This is a genomic window from Salinispora fenicalii, from assembly GCF_000514815.1.
GTDB lineage: Bacteria > Actinomycetota > Actinomycetes > Mycobacteriales > Micromonosporaceae > Micromonospora > Micromonospora fenicalii.
The window spans coordinates 210,174-229,397 of sequence record NZ_AZWQ01000018.1; the positions used below are offsets into that span (position 1 = coordinate 210,174).

Consider the following 19,224-nt stretch of genomic DNA (forward strand, 5'->3'; position numbering starts at 1 on the left):
CCTCACCGCCCAATCGCGCTACGACGGCCGACGCGGCGGGCGCCGGCGGTGGCGGCAAGGCCGATGGCCAGGACGAGCCCGGCACCGGCCTGCCGCAGAATACGGTTCTGACGGTTGGCGCGGGCCAGCGCGTCGGCGTACGGGATGGTGCTGTGCGCCACCATCGCGTACAGCGGCACCCAGTGTTGCGGCAACAGCCGGGCCAGCAGGCGATCGGCGGCAGCGGAGGCGCTGTAGCCGAACCGGTGCACCCGATCTCGTAAGTCTTCGAAGTTCGTGGTGGACAGGTCGGCGAGCACGTCGGTGTGCGGCTTCCGGGCCGCCTCGTACGCGGCCAGCGCGGTGGCCCGGTCGGAGTGGGCGGTGAGGCATTCGTCGAGGACCACGCAGTCCTCGAAGGCCGAGTTCATACCCTGGCCGTAGAACGGGTAGACAGCGTGTGCGGCATCACCGATCAGGACCACCCGGTCCGCGTACCGCCAGGGAGCGGTCCGAACGGTGACCAGGTGCCCGACCGGGTGCTCGGCGATGTCCCGGACCAGGTCGGGCATCAGCTCCTCCGCGTCGGGAAAGCGCCGGCGGAAGAAGTCCCGTACCGCCGTCGGGGTGTCGAGGGCGGCGAAGCTCACCGGACCCTCGTGCGCCATGAAGAGCGTGCAGGTCAGCGAGCCGTCCCGGTTGGGGTGAGCGACCATCATCGCCTCGTGACCGGGCCAGACGTGCAGCGCCTCCAGCCGAACCCGGGGCTGACCGTCGACACCGACCGGGATGGTCAGCTCCTTGTATCCCCAGGGGAGGAACTCCTGAGCGTAGTTGGCGCGCAGCCCGTGCTGCAGCTGTTGCCGGACGGTGGAAAAAGCCCCGTCGGCACCGACGATCAGGTCCGCGGTGACTGTTGTCGGCTCGCCGCCGGCGGTGGGCGTGACGTGTACGGTGCCGTTCTCCCGATCCAGGCCGGTCAGGAGGCGATCGAAGTGGAACCGCACCCCCGGTTCGGCCTCGGCGGCGTTCACCACCAGTGAGATCAGCTCCTCCCGGAGTACCGAGTGGAGAATCTCGTGCTCGCGTACCCCGTACGGCTGGACGCGTACTCCACCATCCGGCGAGTGCACCACCCGATCGCGCATCGGCACGCTGTGCTTGAGTACGTCGGCAAGGAGCCCCACCCCGTCCAGCGCCCGCATGCCTCGGGCGGATAGCCCCAGGTTGATCGACCGACCCTCTGGTCGGGCCAGCGCGGAACGGGGGTCCGGACGTCTCTCGAAAACATCCACCTCGTGGCCCTGACGGGCGAGGTATAGCGCGGCGAGCGAACCGGCTAGGCCGGCCCCGACGACGACCACACGTTCTCTGCGCCTATTCATACGCCCTCCTCGGCGATCAGACTTTCCAGGAGCTCGTCAACCTCGCGGTCCGAGAGGTCGTCGAGCGAGGCGAGCAGGTGCTTGGGGCTGGTATCGGCAGGACCGATCCCGTGCGGTTCGCCGGGGGAGCCCGCAGCGGCGATATGGACCGCGAGTTCGGCGACGGTGGGCGCGGTGAAGAGGCTCCGCAGCGCCAGCTCGACACCGAAAGTCGCGCGGATGCGGGCGATCAGCCGGGTCGCGGTGAGGGAGTGTCCACCCAGGGCGAAGAAGTTGTCATGCACGCCGACCTCGGTGCGGCCGAGCACGTCCTGCCAAAGCGCGCTGAGCTGCGCTTCGACCGGGTTACGGGGGGCGGTCGGGCCGCTCCCGGTGGTCTCCCGCCAGGTCGGCTCGGCCAGCGCCCGCCGATCCAGTTTGCCGCTCGCGGTGCGGGGAAGCGTGTCGAGCAGGACCAGGGTGGCCGGCACCATGTACTCCGGCAGCCGCCGGGCCAGACCAGCACGGAGCGCCGGCCAGACCGATGCCGGGTCGGCGGCGGCGGGTTCGGTGACCGCGTACGCGGCGAGCCGGACGTCGGAGTCGGCGCCCCAGGTGGTCACCACGGCATCCCGGATGCCGGGCTGGTCGCGCAGCGCTGACTCGATCTCGCCGAGTTCGATCCGGAATCCCCGCACCTTCACCTGTTGGTCGGCGCGGCCGTGGTAGAGGAGACGCCCGTTTGGGAGCCGACGGGCCAGGTCGCCGGTGGCGTAGAGCCGTCCGCCGGGGATCGGGCCGAACGGGTCGGGGCGGAACCGGGCTGCGGTACGGCCCGGGTCACCGTGGTAGCCCCGGGCCACTCCGGTGCCCCCAATGTGGATCTCTCCGATCACACCGTCGGGGACGGGCTGGCCGGCGGAGTCGAGCAGCTGGATCCGGGTGTTGGCGAGGGGACGCCCCAGGTCGACCGGTCCGTCTTCTCCCACCAGCCCTGCCGAGGAGTAGACGGTGGTCTCCGACGGCCCGTACCCGTTGATGACCCGGGCACCGTCGACGCGCAACGTGTCGGCCAAGTCGCGGGTCAGCGCCTCGCCACCGCTGATCCGCAACCGCACCCCGGCCGGTACACCGGCTGCGGTAACCAGCATCCGCCAGGTCGCCGGGGTCGCCTGGAGGACGGTGACACCCCGCTGCGCGCAGGCAGCCCGCAGCAATACGGCGTCTCGGGCCGTCGCCGCGTCCAGTATCTCGATGCGCGCCCCGGCCAACAGCGGCAGTACCAGCTCGACCACGGAGATGTCGAAGGCTGGGGTGGTGATCGCCGCGACCCGGTCGTCGGCGGTGAGCCCGAACAGCCGGTGACAGCCGACCAGGTGGTTGATCACCGAGCGGTGCGTGACCACGACACCCTTGGGCGCACCCGTCGAACCGGAGGTGTAGAGCAGGTAGGCGAGGCCGTCCGGGTGGCCGACGACCGGTGGCGGGTCGGTCGGCAGGTCCGGGTCGAGCTGGTCGACCCGGAGCACCACCGGGGTGGTGCCGGAAGTGGCGATGGCATCGCTGATCAGGGGTATCCCGGCAGGATCGGTGAGCAGCACCGGCGGGGCCGCGTCGGCCAGCACGGTGGCCAACCGACCGACGGGCAATGCCGGGTCGAGCGGCAGATACCCACCGCCGGCCCGCCAGACGGCGAGGAGTGCGGCCACCAGGTCGGTGTGCCGGCCGAGGCAGAGCCCAACCGGAACATCCGGGCCGACACCGTGGGCGCGGAGCAGGTGGGCGAGGCGGTTGACGCGAATGGCGAGGTCCCGGTGGGACAGTGCGCCGTCCGGGCCAATGACCGCGACCGCGCCCGGGTCGGCCGGTGGAAACCGGTCGAGTAGTTCACCGACGTTGGCCACGTCAGGTAGGGGCAGTTCGGTGTCGTTGCCGTCCCGCAGGATCCGCGCCCGTTCGGCCGGGTCGAGCAGGGGGAGCTCACGGACGGGGATGTCGGGCCGGTCGAGGGCGTTGGTGAGCAGGGTGAGATACCGCTGCGCGAGGTGACGGATCCGGTTCGCCTCGAAGCGATCGGTGCGGTAGGTGAGGCGACCGCGCAGCCCTTCGGGGCGGTCCTCCACGGTGAGGGTGAGGTCGAACTTGACCGTGCCGTTCTCCCAGAGCTGGGGGGCGATCCGCAGCCCCGCCGACGTGGTCTCCGGCGGTGGCTCGTCGAGGGCGAACATCACCTGCACCAGCGGGCTGTGGGCGAGGCTGCGAGTCGGGGCGAGTCGGTCCACGATCTGGTCGAAGGGCACGTCCTGCCGCGTCTGTGCGGCGATGCTCGAGGCCCGGGCCTGGGCGAGGACATCGGCGAAGCTGGACTGGTCGGCGAAGCGGGCCCGCAGGGCGAGGGTGTTGGCGAAGAAGCCCACCACGTTCCGGGTCTCGGGTCGGGTGCGCCCGGCCACCGGGACCGCCACCAACAAGTCGTCGACCCCGGTGAGCCGATGCAGGAGGGTCTGGAAGCCGGCCAGAAGCCGGGTGAACAGGGTGCCGTCCCGGCTCGCCCGCAGCCGGGCGGTCAACTCGTCGGGGACGTCGAAGACCAGCTCGCCGCCGGCGTCGGACTGCTCAGCTGGGCTGGGCCGGTCGGCGGGGAGCTCGAGCAGGGTCGGGGCGCCGGCCAGCTCCGCGTGCCAGAAGTCGACGTCGGCCTCGAAGGCGCCGCGGTCGGCCCGTTCCCGCTGCCAGACCGCGAAGTCCGCGTACCGCACCTCCGGTGCGGGCAGGTCGGGGCGGGCACCGGCGACCGCTGCCGCGTACCCAGCGGACAGCTCACGGAAGAAGATCCCGAACGACCATCCGTCGGCGAGACTGTGGTGCACCACAACGGTGAGAATGTGCTTCCCACGGCTCCGTCGGACGAGCCCGAACCGGGCCAACGGGCCGGCCGTCAAGTCAAAGGGTTCGCGGGCCGCCGCGTCCACCAGTTCCCGCTCGGCATCGTCGGAGGCGGCATCCACAACCGACAGCCGGACCGGTGCGGCGGGCAAGACCTTCTGGGCCGGTTCTCCGTCGACCGAGGTGAAGTGGGTCCGGAGGGTCTCATGCCGGTCAACCAGCCAGCTCAGCGTCGATTCCAACGCGGCCGCGTCGAGCGGGCCGGTCAGCTCGACCGCCCAGGCGATGTGGTAGGTCGCCGTCCCCGGCGCCAGCTGATCGAGCATCCACAATCGGCGCTGGCTCAGCGACGTCGGCGGGAGGTGGGCTTCGGTGCTCGTACCCGCACCGGACCGCGCTGCCGTCGGTTCATCCGCCGATCGACGGATCCCGGTGTGGACCGGCCGCGCGCCGGCCTGCTCGTCGAGGACGCCGGCCAGCCGGGCGAGGGTCGGGTGTTCGTAGACGAGGCGTACCGGCAGGTCCACCCCGAACCGGTCGGCGACGACGAAAGTCAGCCGAGTGGCGAGCAGGGAATTCCCGCCCAGCGCGAAGAAGTCGTCGTCCGGGGCGGAGGGGCTGCTACCCAGGAGCTCGGCCCAGAGGGCCGCCAGACGTACCTGGACCGGATCGGTCACTTCGGTACCGGGCCGAGCCACGGGCGGCTCCGGCCGGGGCAACGCCCGCCGGTCGATCTTGCCACTACGGGTCAGGGGCAGCTTGGGAAGGACCAGGTACGCCCCCGGTCGGAGGTGGGCCGGGAGCCGGTCAGCCGCGTACTCGGTCAGTTCTTGCGAGGTCGGGGCCGGCGTGCCGGGACGGGGGGTCAGATACGCCAGCAGTCGGCGCCGTTCCCCCTCCCCGTCAACCAGGACAGCGGCGTCCCCGACAGCGGGGTGGGCCCGCAGCGCCGCCGCGACCTCGCCCGGCTCGACCCGAAACCCGCGGATCTTTACCTGTTCGTCGATTCGACCAAGAAAGTCGAGGGTGCCGTCCGGCCGCCAGCGGACCCGGTCCCCGGTGCGGTACATCCGGGACCCCGGGCGGGGGTCGAACGGGTCAGGAAGGAACACCGCCGCCGTGGCCCCCGGGCGACCGAGGTATCCGCGGGCGACCCCGGCACCGCCGGTGTACAGCTCGCCGGGGACCCCGACCGGCACCTGCCGTCCGGCCGGATCGAGAACGTACACGGTGCTCCCAGGCACGGGCCGGCCAATCGGCACCGGGCTCGGCACGGCCTCCGGATCGGTCATCGGGTGCACGCAGGTGAAGGTGGTGTTCTCCGTTGGCCCGTATCCGTTGATCAGGACTGCCCCGTCGCGCACTCGCAGTGCCCGGCGGACCGCCTCCGGGGCAAGTACGTCCCCGCCCGCGAGGAGTTGCCCGACCCCGGCGAGGCAGTCCGGGTCAAACTCCACCAGTTGGTGAAAGAGCCCGGCGGTCAGCCAAAGGACTGTGATCCGTTCCTGGCGGAGCAGCCGAGCCAGCTCGGTGAGTTCCAGCGCACCGGGTGGGGCCAGCACGAGCCGAGCCCCGTTGGAAAGCGCGCCCCAGATCTCCAGGGTCGCCGCGTCGAAGGCGACCGGAGCGAGTTGAAGGACCGTCTCGGTGGGCCCTAGGCGCAGGTAGCCAGGCTGGTGGACCAAGCGAACCACGGCGGAGTGGGCAACGGCGACCCCCTTCGGCGTGCCGGTGGAGCCGGAGGTGAAGTTGATGTAGGCGAGGCCGGCGGGGTGAAGCCGCCGCGGCGCGGCACCGGTTGACGCGGCGGCTCCCGTTGCTCTGGCACCGAGCTGGTCCAGGCGGAACAGTCGCCCGGCGCCGGGCACCTCGCCGGCAGCCAGCACCGGCGGGTCCCCGGCAACGGCGAGCAGTTGCCGGATCCGCGCTGGCGGGTCGGCCGGGTCCAGCGGCAGGTACGCAGCACCGGCCTTGAGTACGGCGAGCAGGGTGACGATGAGCTCCACCGAGCGGGGGAGGACCACCGCCACCGGCTCGTCCGGACGGATGCCTCCGGCGACGAGCCGGTGGGCCAGGGTGTCGGCCCGCTCGATCAGCTCACGGTAGGTGAGCGTTGCCCCGTCACCATCGGCCACCGCGACCGCGTTCGGCTGCCGCCGCGCCGCAGCGGCCACGAGGTCCGGCACGGTGTCGCCGACGGCGGTGGGCGTCGGGTCGTTGGCGGTGGGTGTCGGGTCGTTGGCGGTGTCGAGGGGCCCTGCCCGCACTGTGCACTCCTTAGCGTCACAACACCGAAAGACAGCTACAGAAACAGTGGAACGGAGGAACAGAGGATGGCAATTCCGCCGACCCTGCCTTGAGTGGAACTCATGGGCCGGAGATGGAGAGAAGCTACGAGAAAATTTCAGGATCTGTCAACCAACCATCGCTGACCTGGATCATTAGCGGCCAGCCGGCGGGCGATCCGCGATTTTCGGAACGTTGGTAACCATCTCCTGACCCCATGTCACATGAAAGCACCGCGGGCGAAGAAAGTGACAGTGGGCCGAAATAAGTAGCCGCGGGCGCCCCGGTTTCCCGGTGCGCCCGCGGCGGTTTGCAGTGCGGGCAGGCGTCAGCTCTGGGTTTCCAGCCACTCTCGCAGCCCGCGTGGGCGCAGGTCGGTCCAGACCTCGTCGATGCGTGCAAGGCAGCTGGTGCGATCGCCGCTGAAGCCCACCATGCGCCAACCAGCCGGAATCTCCGACCCGTCGGGCCAGATCGAATACTGCTCCTCGTCGTTCACCACGACGTGATATCGGCGCGGATCCTCGGATTCTTCCATCGATATTCTCCACGGGAAGACAACCATAAGTTAGCCGGGAATTGTACGCCCTATTCGACTGGGCCGGATTGACCGATCGTCGCCATTAAACCATCCGATCGTCCATGAAAGACAGACCGGGAATGGGAATGCAATCGGTTAAGCGGAAAGACTCGGAAACATAGCTATAAGACCGATTCAGGTCATTCGAGCTATCTGAGAAGTCGGTAGATATTTGTCAGGCCAAATAGGTGGCACGAACGGAGGCATCGCACCCACAGCTACGGTGTTCACTCATCGCAACCGCCACCCGGGTGACAGCAGGACAGGTGAGACCGCGACCGCCAGCGCGGGACAGCAACGCGAACGGTGGGAGATCAGGCGAGCTGCCAGCATGATGGGGCCCCCAGATCGACGGTGGTGACAGTGAGCGCTCTCAAGTGTGATCGACATATTCCAATCAGTCAAACCCCGGTCTGGTTGGTGCCGAGTCGCACCAGCAGGGCACACCCCAGCGCCGAACTGGCTGCCTGGGCAAACAGCCAGGGCCAACCGAGCACCTCCGGCGCCGGCACCAGCACTAGCCCGACCGAGACCGGCAGGGTCAGCACGGCGAGAACATCAACTCCGTTGAGCAGCCAGAGCAGCATCCCGGCCGGAAATGCCCCGAGCGGCGTATCGATCAGGATGGTGCCGATCGAGGCGGCACTCGCCTTCGCCCGCTGGTAGGCAGCCGCCGCCACAGCCGGTCCCGCCAGCAGACCGAGCGCCCACCACGGCCCGGTGAGCGCCCCGAGGCCCTGCAACACGGCCAGGGTGATCGCGAGCCAGCCACCGGCGATGACAGCGGGGACCACGAGTCGCGCGGCGGTCACGCGACGGCCCGTGACACCGAGCAGCCGCAGCATCGCCGGGTTCGCGGCGTCACTGTGCGTGGACTCGCCGGTGAAGCCGGCGGCGCCCAGCGCACCGATCAGGACCACACCGAGCAGCAGCCAGGCCGGACCCTCGGCAAGGTAGACCGGGACGGCTACCGCGCCAACCGGCCACCAGAGCCGCGGCGCCTTCCGGCGCAAAATGATCAAATCCTGGGCGATGAGCGGAGGAAGCCAGCGGGCCAACAGCAGCCGTGTCGTCCGGACCCGGGTCCGGCCGCGCCAGAACCGACGGGCGCTCATCTCGGCCAGGTAGGAGGGTTCAACCGCGTAAACGACATCGGCATACGCGCCCGCGTTGATCGACGCTTCGGCGATCGGCGCGGCGGGCCAACCCTCCACCGCCCGCGAGGTCAACCCGACCGCGAAGAGCCCCGCGACCAGGGCGCCGACACCGACGGCGAGCACCACCACGGGTGGCACCGGCAAGGCGGGCAGGCCAGGCCCGCCGGAAGCGCCTAGCGCGGCGGCCATGATGAGGCTGCCCGCGCCGACCGCGACGCCGCCGCCGTCAGCGAAGCGGGCCGCGGTGGGCCGCGGCTGGCCGGCGATGGCGAGCAACGCCACGAAGACCGCCGCAGCCGCGCCGGTGGTGCCGCCGGCCCACAGAACCGGGAGCTCGGCTGGGCGAGAAACGCTACGTCCGGTCACCGCGATCCCGATGGCAGCGCCGACGACGAGCGCGGCGACGGTGGTGAGGGTAAGCGCCGGCGCGAGCAGGGTACGCCGAGGTATCGGCGCGAGCAGCAACCAGGTGGCATCGCTGCGGCTGACCGAGAGCGGGCCGAGCTGGCGCAGCACGACGAAGAAGGCGGCGAGGGCAGCCGCCGCTCCGACGAACGGGGTCACCGCCGGATCGCCGGATACCTCCGGTGGCCAGACCACCCGCACCACCGGCTGCCCGACCAGCGCGGCGGCCATCAGTACCGTGAGGGTCACGACGTAGACAGTGCTGACTTCGACGCGGCCCTCAGCGGCGATCCGGCGGCGGCGCACCCAGCGGCGGGCATCAACCGTGGCTGGGGCCGTTGGCCGGGCCGGGGCCGCGACCGGAGTCACTCCGCCTCCGGCCGGACGAGTACGACCTCGCCGGCGCCGACGCCGACCCGGAACCCGTCATCGTGGCTGGCCATGACGAGCGTGCCGCCGTCCGCCACGTACGAACGCAGGTGTGCGGCGACCGCACCCTTGATCCGGGTGTCGAGGCGTTGCTCGGGCTCGTCCAGGACCAGGAGTCGGCTGGGCCGCACGAGGGTCGCGGCGAGCAGGAAGCGCTGCCGCTGCCCGGAGGAGAGAGTGCTGGGCAGGCTGTCGGAGAGCCCGGACAAACCGAGGGTGACGCAGAGCTCGGCGATGTGTCCATCGTCGGGGTCGCCGCCGTTGACCACCCGGACCAGATCGAGATGTTCCCGCACGGTCAGGCCCTGATACCAGCTCGGAGACTCCACTGTGGTGGCGACTTGTCGCCAGAACTCCGTACCACGGCCCGGCACCGCCGCGAAGACGGAGATGTCACCGGCGGTTGGCTCCTGCAGCCCGGTGACACACCGCAGCAGAGTGGACTTTCCGGCCCCGTTCTCGCCGACCAGTGCGACGGCGCCGCCCTCGGGGACCTGGAGGTCGATGCGGTCCAGAACCAGCGTCGAGCCGTACCGGACCGTCACCTGCCGAACGTCAACCACCATGGTCATCGGCGCGATCTCACCGTCATACCTCCATCCCCGTCGCGCGAGTTCGCGCGCTTCGCCCGGACATCATGGCAGAAGTCCGGTAACCGGAACAGATCAGCGTGAATGGCAACCAGACCCCCACAACACTCGCCTGAACAAGTTTTCATCAGCTCTTCTCGATCCCGAAGCAACATGGTTACATCTGTATGTGTCGTTGATTGGAGCGCTCCCATGTACACCCGATACTAGGAGGTAGGGCATGAGACGCCTGTTCCAGGCGCTGACCGTACTCGCGGTCGCTGCCACCGCTGCGCTGGTCGCCGCAGCGCCGGCACAAGCCGCAACGATCTGCGAGCAGTACGGCACCACCACCATCCAGGACAAGTACATCGTCCAAAACAACCGCTGGGGCAGCGCCGCCGAGCAGTGCATCGAAACCACCAACAGTGGCTTCCGGATCACCTCGCAGCAGGGCTCCACCTCCACCTCCGGACCGCTGCTCTCCTTCCCGTCGGTGGTGCTCGGCTGCCACTACCAGAACTGCTCACCCGGGACCAACCTGCCGGCGCAGCTCAGCCAGGTCAGCAGCGTCCCGTCCGCGATCAGTTACGGATACGCGGGCGGGACCTACAACGCCACGTACGACATCTGGATGGACCCGACTCCGAAGACTGACGGAGTAAGCCAGATGGAGATCATGATCTGGTTTCACCGACAGGGCTCGATCCAGCCGATCGGCGGTCCGGTCGGCAACACCTCGGTGGGGGGACGTAACTGGGAGGTCTGGCAGGGCAACAACGGCGGCAACGACGTTGTTTCCTACCTCGCACCCGCGACTATCAACAGCTGGTCGTTCAACGTCAAGGACTTCATCGACGACGTCGTCGCGCGGACCCAGGTCACCAACGACTGGTACCTGACCAGCCTCCAGGCCGGCTTCGAACCGTGGAACGGCGGCGTCGGGCTGGCCGTCAACAATTTCTCCGCTGATGTGAACATCGGAACAAGCCCCCCGCCCCCGCCCGGTGACGGCGGCACGGTCGTCGGCCAGGACAGCGGACGATGCCTGGACATCCTGGACCTCGGCACCGCCGACGGCACCCCGATCCAGCTCTGGGACTGCACCGCAAACTGGAACCAGCTCTGGAACCGCACCGGCAACACCTTCGTCAACCCGCAGACCGGCAAGTGCCTCGACGTTTCCGGCGGCTCCACCGCTAACGGCGCCCGGGTACAGCTCTACACCTGTAACGGCACCGGAGCCCAGAACTGGCAGGTCAACGGCGACGGCACCATCACCAACCCACAGTCGGGCAAGTGCCTTGACGCGGTGGAGCGGGGCACCGGCAACGGCACCCGGATCCAGATCTGGGACTGCTTCGGCGGTGGCGGCACCCAGCCCAACCAGGTCTGGACGGTCAACGGCGGCAGCACGCCGCCGGGCGACGACCAGACTCCCTTGGCGATCAACGGCCAGCTGTACGTCTGCGGGGTGAACCTGTGCAACCAGTACCACCAGCCGATCCAGCTACGCGGCATGAGCACCCACGGCCTGCAGTGGTTCAACAACTGCTACAACGACGCCTCGCTCGACGTGCTGGCCGACGAGTGGCGGGCTGACCTGTTCCGGATCGCCATGTACGTACAGGAGGGGGGCTACGAGACCAACCCACCGTGGTTCACCAACCGGGTCAACGAGCTCGTGGACGAGGCCGAGGAGCGCGGCCTCTACGCAATGATCGACTTCCACACGCTGACGCCGGGCGATCCGATGTACAACCTCGACCGGGCGAAGACCTTCTTCGCCTCCGTCGCTTCTCGCAACGCCGACAAGAAGAACGTCATCTACGAGATCGCCAACGAGCCCAACGGGGTCGGCTGGGGCACCATCAAGAGCTACGCCGAGCAGGTCATCCCGGTGATCCGGGCCAACGATCCGGACGCCGTGATCATCGTTGGCACCCGTGGCTGGTCCTCACTCGGCGTCTCCGAGGGATCCAACGCCGACGAGGTCATCAACAATCCGGTCAACGCCAGCAACATCATGTACGCGTTCCACTTCTACGCCGCGTCCCACCAGGACTTCTACCGCGCCGAGGTGCAGCGTGCGGCGACGACACTCCCGCTGTTCGTCACCGAGTTCGGCACCGTCGACTACACCGGCGACGGCGGGGTCGACGTGGGCAGCACCAACGCCTGGATCAACCTGCTCGACCAGTTGAAGATCGGCTACGCGAACTGGACCTACTCCGACGCCAACGAGGGCAGCGGAGCGTTCAATCCCGGAACCTGCAACAGCGGCAACTTCTCCGGGACATCGAACCTCACCGCCTCCGGCAATCTCCTCCGCAGCCGGATCAGCACCCCCGACAACTTCCCGACGAGTTGACCTCGGCCTGACGCCGGTTGGCTCGTGGCCGGCGGCGGGTGGCTTTCTCCAGCCTGACCCGCCGCCGGCCACGGCCACCGTAGGTGTACGGGCGCGTCCTACCGCCACCACGGGGGCGTAGGTCTACTTCCCGGCGTGGCTGCCGCCGTAGCTGGCTACCCGCGCGTGGTCCGATCCGGGGTGACTCTTCCTGAGCCGTGGCCGCCGCGGTCCGGGACCGGGGGGCGGGGCGCGGCCAGCGTGGGCGTCAGCGCGGCGGCGACTTCCTCGGCGAACTCCTCGTGGACGAAGAGCTTGCCGCGCCGAACTTCGTGCAGGCGAGCGTGACCCCGGAAACCGGACCTCATCCCGCGGGTCCAGCCCACCGGGAAGTAGGGGTCGTCGGCACCCCAGACCAGCTGGACGGGAACGGTGATGCGGGAATGCAGGTCAGCGAGAGCGTCGAAGGCCGAGAAGTCGAAGGTCCGGAGGAACTGGCCGAAGGCCCAACGCCGGTCAGCGCTCACCTTGAGGGGCCGCAGGAAGAACTCCGCGAAGTCTCCGTCCAGCAGGTTTCGGTCCTGAAAGGCATCGCCGAGAACGAACCTGTTTCGCCGCAGTCGTCTAATATTCAACGCCGCCGTGAGCAGACGCTCGAATCCGGGTAGGTGGCGGGTGGCGATCAGCAGCGAGAGGCGCCAGTGGGCCCCCTGCGGCTGCTCGGTGTCGATCAGGCCCCAGGAGCGGACGCGAGGATCCCCCGCCAGGGCGTATCGTGCGATAAGTCCACCACTGTCATGGCCGACAACTGCCACGTCGTCCAGGGCGAGGGTGTCCACGACGCGCCGCACCGCCGCCACGTGCGCAGCAACATCGACGCGAGCGGTCCGATCGAAGCGGCTATCACCCGCTCCAACAAGATCAATGATGTGACATCTCAGGTGTGGAACGAGAAAGGGCAGCAGACCGCGGAACGTTGCCCCGCTGACTGGCCATCCGTGCACGAATAGCACGTCTGGCCCTTCCCCAATACTGCGAACCGCAACCTGACCTCGATCCACATCAATTAAACGGTCCGGCCGGGCGCGGAAGAGATCGGCGGCCTGCGCGGCGGTAAAATCAGGCATCGATTCACTCCTATCAAGATAATGGGGCGTGGCGAAGCCACCGGAGGAGAGCACGCACCGCCACTCCCGCCGGCAGTACGCATGTCATGGCTCGACAGTGACAGCCCAATAACACCCTGTCGATTACCTGCAAGGTAGTGAGCCCGTTTCAGCGACCAGAGCCGCCTCGCTGGGAACAGCGTCGTCCTTCCTTACCTCGCCGAGTGGAGCCGCGCCACCGGAACCACCAAACTCCACCAGCGCCGCCAGCCCGCGCATCTTCACGCCCCATCCACGAGGGCAGCTCGACGGCACCCCACACACCACCTTGCCTGCGGCGCCGGAAAGGTGGCAGCAAGACCTACCCACATCACGGGAAACCACTCGCGGCCAGCAGTCCACACCACCGCCGCCGTGCCGGAACCACAGGGTCAGTTTCAGTCGGAAGCCGAGCGCCGGCCTCTCAGTTCTCGTGCGGTCTCCTCGTCTGCGGGATAGAACGATTCGATCGACAGCTCGGAGAGGGTTACGTCCAACGGCGTACCGAAGGTTGCCACCGTAGTAAAGAGGTTGAGCACCCGGCCGTCTCGGCGCAGCCGCACCGGCACCACGATGTCGTTTACCGTTGAATTGTCGGCATGAGTTTCATCGCCGGGATAGCTACGCAGTTCCTCCTCAAGGTCGGCCAGATCCGGGTCACCACTGAACTCCACCTGCCGGCTCAGCCGATGCAGCAGATGCCACCGCCACTCACCAAGGTTCACGATGTGCGGAGCCAGTCCGTCCGGATGCAGGCTCGCCCGGAGGACATTCGCCGGCGGTACGAGCAGCCGGGGTGCCACCAGGTCGGTGAGCACCGACAGACTCTCGTTGGCCGCTACCAGGTTCCAGCCTCGGTCAGCGACGACGGCGGGGTACGGTTCGTGTCCGTCAAGCACCTGTCGAATAGCGGAGCGGATAACGGTCATGGGCGGAGCGTCCAGCGCGTTCTCTGAATAGACCGGCGCAAACCCGGCGGCCAACAGCAGCCGGTTCCGCTCTCGCAGCGCCAGGTCCAGTCGATCCGCCAGTTGCAACACCATCTCCCGGCTCGGCGACGAGCGGCCGGTCTCCAGGAAGCTGAGGTGCCGGGTGGAGATGTCGGCCCGGATGGAGAGCTCAAGCTGGCTGAGTCGGCGCCGACGACGCCAGTCCCGCAACATCACGCCAACGGCCGGTCTCGTCATGGTCATGCCAGCATCGTCCGTCGCCGACTTCTCGCTGTCCATTACCTGCGAGGTAGCGCGCCATACGCCCGCTGGCCAGCCAGTGGCTGACACCACCGGGTCAGCCACGCACCGTCAGCCCCGCGCCACCGGTCAGTCCCGCGCCACCGGTCAGCCCCCACCCGTCACCAGGTGACCAGGAGTTCGGCGGGGCCGTGCGTGCGGAAGGTCGGACGCCAACGGACCTGCGCCACGGGTACGGCGAGCGCCAGACCGGGTAGCCGCCGAGCCAGCACGGTCAGCGCCTCCTCAGCCTCGACGCGGGCCAGGGCGGCGCCGAGGCAGAAGTGGGGGCCATTGCCGAAGGCCAGCCGCGTGGTGCTGCCGTCCGCCCCCCGGGTGGCGGCGGCGATGCTGAGCAGCACGGTATCGCCGGCCGGGATGGTGGCACCCCCGATGGTCATCTCCTCGGTGGGGAAACGACGAACGGCAGCGGGTGCAGGAGGTTCGAGACGCAGCGTCTCCTCAATCGCCGCAGGAACTCGCACGTCGCGGATTCCACCGTGATCGAGTAGGCGTAGCACGGTCGAGGCAATCAGGTTGGCGGTGTTCTCGTACCCGGCGAACAGGATCAGGAAGGCCAGTGAGGTGAGCTCGTCCCGGGTGAGTCGGTCCCCGTCCTGCTCGATGGTGGCCAAGACGCTAAGCAGGTCGTCGCCGGGTTGCTGCTGCTTCGCGGCGATCAGGCTGACGACGTAGCCGTGCAGTTCGACGACCGCCTGTCGAATCGCAGCTCGGTCCGGCGGGTAGCTGGTGAGCATCGTGTCGGTCCAGGTCCGCAGATCTGCGCGACCAGCTTCCGGTACGCCCATCAGGTCGGCGATGACCCGGACGGAGAGCGGCGTGCAGTAGCCGGTGACCAGGTCAACGGGATCGGTCGTGGCGACCAAGATGTCCAGCAGATGCTCGGCGGTTCGCCGGATCCGGGGACGTAGCGCGGCGACCCGCTGCGGGCTGAACGCCGGGCCGACCAGGCGGCGCAGCCGGGTGTGATCGGGTGCGTCCAGGTTAAGCAGGTTCGCATCGAGGGCCGGCGGCAGCGCGAACCCGGACCAGCCACCCTGGCTGTGCCTTCGGTTGAGGGCCAGACGGGGGTCGGCCAGCGCCCGGGAGACCAGTTCCGGGTTGGTGACCAGCCAGGCCAGGGAGGAGTCCGGCAGCAGCACCTGATGCACGTCTCCGGCATTTCGAAACTCGTCGTACTCCTGCCCGAGTTGCGCGCCGGAACGGGGAATCGGGGCCAGCTCAGCCCTCGTCGGCTGGTCTTGGGACATCACGCCAGAGTAGCGGCGATCCGCCAACAGTCCGAAGTGGCATAAGGCCGGTCGGCGAGTCGACGTGGAGCCGGCGGACGAGCCGGCGTGGCTGCTCGACGAGCCGACGTGGGGCTGCTCGACGAGCCGAACCGGTCAGGATCAGCTCGCCGAGCCCACTGCCGACCGACCTCAACGGTCAGCTGACGATCGGTCAATCACGGTACGAGAAACATGCGCCGGGCGATGCCGGGATCCCGCAACGGCTTGACCGCCAACCGTACGAGGATCAGTGCGTTGTCGTCGCCGGCGATCCGGTTGGCGCTGAGCTCGCCGCAGGAGCGGCACTGGTGAATGATCATCCATTCACCGTCGGGCCGCACCGACATGCTCAACGCCTCCATCCGGCCGCGGCAGCTCGCGGCCCGGTCGCCGGGGATTCGCCGGTCCACGTGCAGACTGGCCAGGCAGTTCGGGCAGTGATTGCGGTGCGTGGTGCCGGGTGCCTCGACCGACACGTCCAGCCGACAGCCCACGCATCGGAAGTCGTTCGCCCGATGCCCGCCCGGACGGTGCAGAACATCCTTGTGTCGCTGTGGCCGCCGGTTTGCTCGCGCCCGCTCGTGCGTGCTTCTGCTACGCCTTGGCATCGTCGATACCTCCAGTCACTTCAGAGGTCGCCGAAGGTTTCGAGCGGAAACGGGGGCTGTGCCAGTGGGCGCACGGCGATACGCATCAAGATGAGCTGGTTGTCGTCGACGCAGACGGGGTTGGAGGTCAGCTCATCGCAGCGCACGCAGCGGTGGATGACCATCCAGTCGCCAGTGCGGAGCACGGCGATGGCGATCGGCGACATTCGGCCCTGACAGTCACTGGGACCGCCCTCGATATGATCGGAAACGTGCTGGGAGTGTAGGCAGGACGGGCAGTGATTACGCCGGACGCCGTCCCCGGCGGCGGCGGACACGGTGAGGCCGCACCGAATGCAGGAGAACGTACCGATCTTCAGGATGTTCTGCGACGTGCGCGAGAGAGTCTTCTTGGTGTTGGACACCCGGGGTGCTCCTTGCTGAGATGTCGGTAATGACAGCAAGAGCAGGCCGAGCAAGCCTCGCCCCCACCCGTGGCATTCGCGGGCCGGGAATGGGTGGCTGAGTCAGGCACCGGAGGGTAAACGTCCGGTCACTCACCGCTCGGAGGGAGCGGCGTCAGGAGACGGACGACTGGACGGTGCAGCGAGGCGCACTCGGCGCGGGCTGGAACATAAAACCTCTCTCTCCCAGGGCAGCGGCCCAGAGCAGGGTGGACGGAACTTTCGTCAGGGTAGGCAGCCCGCACCGCCGCTGTCACCCGGATTATCAAGCGTCCACCTCACCCTCCGTGACCCAGGAACGAGAGTCACAGCATGCCCGATAAGGGCGTTTTCTTCGCGTTTGTCCAGGAATGTGGGCTTCTGTCGGTTTACGGTGCGGAGTGGATGCTACCGCCGGCCCGGTAGCCGAGGGGCACCACCCGACCTGTCCCCGGGTTGGCGCCTCCTCGCCGCCCATGGGGGAAGGACACCGAACCGCGATGAACCAGCAGGAGCACACCCACGAACCTGAACCGGACCACCACCCTGGCGGATACCGGGCATGGTCCCGACGACGGTGGTGGGCCATCGGACTGGTCGGGGTAGCCGGCCTGGCCCTCACCGCCGTCGGTGTCGCCACTACCCCGGCCGCCGACCCCCTCCCCACCGACGACCGCACGGAGAAAACCCACCAACCCTCCCACGACGACCGGGACCAGAAAAGCGACCGGCACCAGGAAGACAACCAGTACCAGGAAGGCGACCGACACCAGGAAAGCAACCGGCACCGGGAAGGCGACCGGCACCAGGAAGGCGACCGGCACCGGGAAGACAACCAGCACCAGGAAAGCAACCGGCACCGGGAAGACAACCGACACCAGGAAGACAACCGACACCAGCACGACTACAAGAACAAGGGAAGCAAGGAAGAGAGCCAGGGGAAGAAGGGGCAGAAGCCCAAGGGCACCCCCGTGCCCTGTGACGCCGACGCGCTCATCGCCGCCATCACCCTGGCCAACGCCCGCGGCGGCGCTGTGCTCGACCTCGCCAAAGACTGCACCTACCTACTCACCGCCGACATCGACGGCGCCGGNCTCCCCGCCATCACCACCCCCATCACCCTCAACGGCGGCAAACACACCACCATCGAACGCGCCGCCGCCGTCGACGAATTCAGAATCCTCACCGTCAACACCGGCGGCGACCTCACCCTCAACAAACTCACCATCACCGGCGGACAGACCACCGACGAGGGCGGCGGCATCCTCGTCAACCCCGGTGGGGCCCTCACCACCCACCACAGCACCATCACCCGCAACATCGCCGAAAGCGACGGCGGCGGCATCGCCAGCAACGGCACCGCCCACCTCCGGCACTCCACCGTTGAACGGAACACCGCCGTCGGCTCCGATGGTGGCGGGATCTTCAACTCTGGCCTGCTCACCATCGACAAGTCCCGTATCCGCAGCAACAACGCCTTGGAGGGCGGTGGTATCGCCAGCGGCTCCGGCACCATACAGATCGAAGACAGCACCATCAGCGCCAACCAAGCAGCGTCCGCCGGTGGCCTGATCCTGGCGAACACCAGCAGCACGATCACCGACACCCACATCACGCACAACGTCGCTCAGCAGAACGGTGGCGCCCGGATCGTGGCTGGACAGCTCACCCTGCGTTCCGTCGTACTGGCCCAGAACACGGCGACGCTCAGCCGCGTCGGCGGCCTCGCGGTCGACCCTGCCACGCCGGTCGTCGTGGCGGACAGCATCATCACCGGGAACACCGCCGACAAGGACGGCGGTGGCATCCACAACGCCGGCGACCTGGTGGTACGGCGAACGCAGATCAGCGGCAATCAGGCCGAGCAGGGCGGCGGCATCTACACCACTGTGACGGGCACCACCACCCTCTACAACACGAAGATCGTTAAAAACATCGCTGTCATCGATGGTGGGGGGATCTTCAACGACGGCGGAACGGTGAACCTGAACACCGCCACTGGCACCATCGTGATCAACAACCGGCCGGACAACTGCGTCAACGTTCCCGGCTGCGCGGGCTAACGCCGTCACCATCGACGCCAGCAGGGGCTCGCCCTCCGGTCACACCGGAGGGCGAGCCCCTGCCACTGGCTACTCTCGGGGCTTTGCACAACGGATCGATATCGACCAACGGTGCATTTAGGGTAGTTCTTTCACTTTCATGTCTAATGCACCTAGATGCCTGCTTACCGTACAGGGGCTGCTACCACCGACCTGGTAGCCGAGAAGCGCCATGCCCGGTCCGCCCCGGGGTTGGCAGCTCCTCGCCGCACGGGGAAGGGGATCGACACCGCGATGAAGCACCAACACCACACGAAATCTCCTGGCACAAGCCAGGCAGCGGCACGTCGACGGCGGCGGTGGGCCGTCGGGCTGGCCGGCGTGACCGGCCTCGCCCTCAGCACCGCCGGCCTCATCCCCGCCAATGCCGCCGCCAGCGTTGACGCCAACGCCAGCAGCGACGCCAACACCGTCGAACGAC

The 19,224-nt window shown here is 68.2% G+C and carries 12 protein-coding genes; 2 read left to right on the forward strand and 10 right to left on the reverse strand.

The window, feature by feature from the left end:
• Positions 1-2: 2 nt before the first annotated feature.
• The 5 genes from B116_RS0109015 to B116_RS0109035 form a co-directional block, all read right to left on the reverse strand.
• Complete coding sequence (locus B116_RS0109015) at positions 3-1,364, reverse strand: FAD-dependent oxidoreductase (protein WP_027659871.1); 1,362 nt, start codon at positions 1,362-1,364, stop codon at positions 3-5.
• Positions 1,361-6,496: a non-ribosomal peptide synthetase gene (locus tag B116_RS0109020; RefSeq protein WP_027659872.1), complete on the reverse strand. Its 5,136-nt coding sequence runs from the start codon at positions 6,494-6,496 to the stop codon at positions 1,361-1,363. Before B116_RS0109020 ends, B116_RS0109015 begins: the two co-directional genes overlap by 4 nt.
• A gap of 347 nt (positions 6,497-6,843) precedes the next feature.
• A complete protein-coding gene (locus B116_RS0109025; RefSeq protein WP_027659873.1) occupies positions 6,844-7,053 on the reverse strand; it encodes an MbtH family protein in 210 nt (69 codons plus the stop codon).
• Positions 7,054-7,496: 443 nt separating this feature from the next.
• On the reverse strand, positions 7,497-9,026 hold the full coding sequence (locus tag B116_RS0109030; RefSeq protein WP_027659874.1) for a DUF6297 family protein: 1,530 nt from the start codon (positions 9,024-9,026) through the stop codon (positions 7,497-7,499).
• Positions 9,023-9,658: an ABC transporter ATP-binding protein gene (locus tag B116_RS0109035; protein WP_027659875.1), complete on the reverse strand. Its 636-nt coding sequence runs from the start codon at positions 9,656-9,658 to the stop codon at positions 9,023-9,025. Before B116_RS0109035 ends, B116_RS0109030 begins: the two co-directional genes overlap by 4 nt.
• A gap of 238 nt (positions 9,659-9,896) precedes the next feature.
• Here B116_RS0109035 and B116_RS29095 point away from each other — a divergent pair, with 238 nt between their 5' ends.
• Positions 9,897-12,026 (forward strand): cellulase family glycosylhydrolase, encoded by a 2,130-nt coding sequence (locus B116_RS29095; RefSeq protein WP_027659876.1) that lies wholly within the window; start codon positions 9,897-9,899, stop codon positions 12,024-12,026.
• Between the two features lie 155 nt (positions 12,027-12,181).
• On the opposite strand, the gene B116_RS0109045 is transcribed toward B116_RS29095, so the two are convergent.
• The 5 genes from B116_RS0109045 to B116_RS0109065 all read right to left on the reverse strand — a co-directional run bounded on the left by B116_RS0109045 (position 12,182) and on the right by B116_RS0109065 (position 16,683).
• Positions 12,182-13,132 carry an alpha/beta fold hydrolase gene (locus B116_RS0109045; RefSeq protein ID WP_027659877.1) on the reverse strand — a complete coding sequence of 317 codons (951 nt, stop codon included), beginning with the start codon at positions 13,130-13,132 and terminating at the stop codon, positions 12,182-12,184.
• Between the two features lie 416 nt (positions 13,133-13,548).
• The gene (locus B116_RS0109050) at positions 13,549-14,379 is read right to left on the reverse strand and encodes a helix-turn-helix domain-containing protein (RefSeq protein ID WP_027659878.1); all 831 of its coding nucleotides are present in this window, start codon (positions 14,377-14,379) and stop codon (positions 13,549-13,551) included.
• Positions 14,380-14,501: 122 nt separating this feature from the next.
• Positions 14,502-15,650 (reverse strand): cytochrome P450 family protein, encoded by a 1,149-nt coding sequence (locus tag B116_RS0109055; RefSeq protein WP_027659879.1) that lies wholly within the window; start codon positions 15,648-15,650, stop codon positions 14,502-14,504.
• A gap of 197 nt (positions 15,651-15,847) precedes the next feature.
• Positions 15,848-16,279: an RNHCP domain-containing protein gene (locus B116_RS0109060; protein ID WP_026322025.1), complete on the reverse strand. Its 432-nt coding sequence runs from the start codon at positions 16,277-16,279 to the stop codon at positions 15,848-15,850.
• A 20-nt stretch (positions 16,280-16,299) separates the two neighbouring features.
• The gene (locus B116_RS0109065) at positions 16,300-16,683 is read right to left on the reverse strand and encodes an RNHCP domain-containing protein (RefSeq protein ID WP_027659880.1); all 384 of its coding nucleotides are present in this window, start codon (positions 16,681-16,683) and stop codon (positions 16,300-16,302) included.
• A 518-nt stretch (positions 16,684-17,201) separates the two neighbouring features.
• Here B116_RS0109065 and B116_RS24865 point away from each other — a divergent pair.
• Entirely contained in the window at positions 17,202-18,764 is a 1,563-nt protein-coding gene (locus B116_RS24865; protein ID WP_027659881.1) for a right-handed parallel beta-helix repeat-containing protein, read from the forward strand.
• Positions 18,765-19,224: the final 460 nt, after the last annotated feature.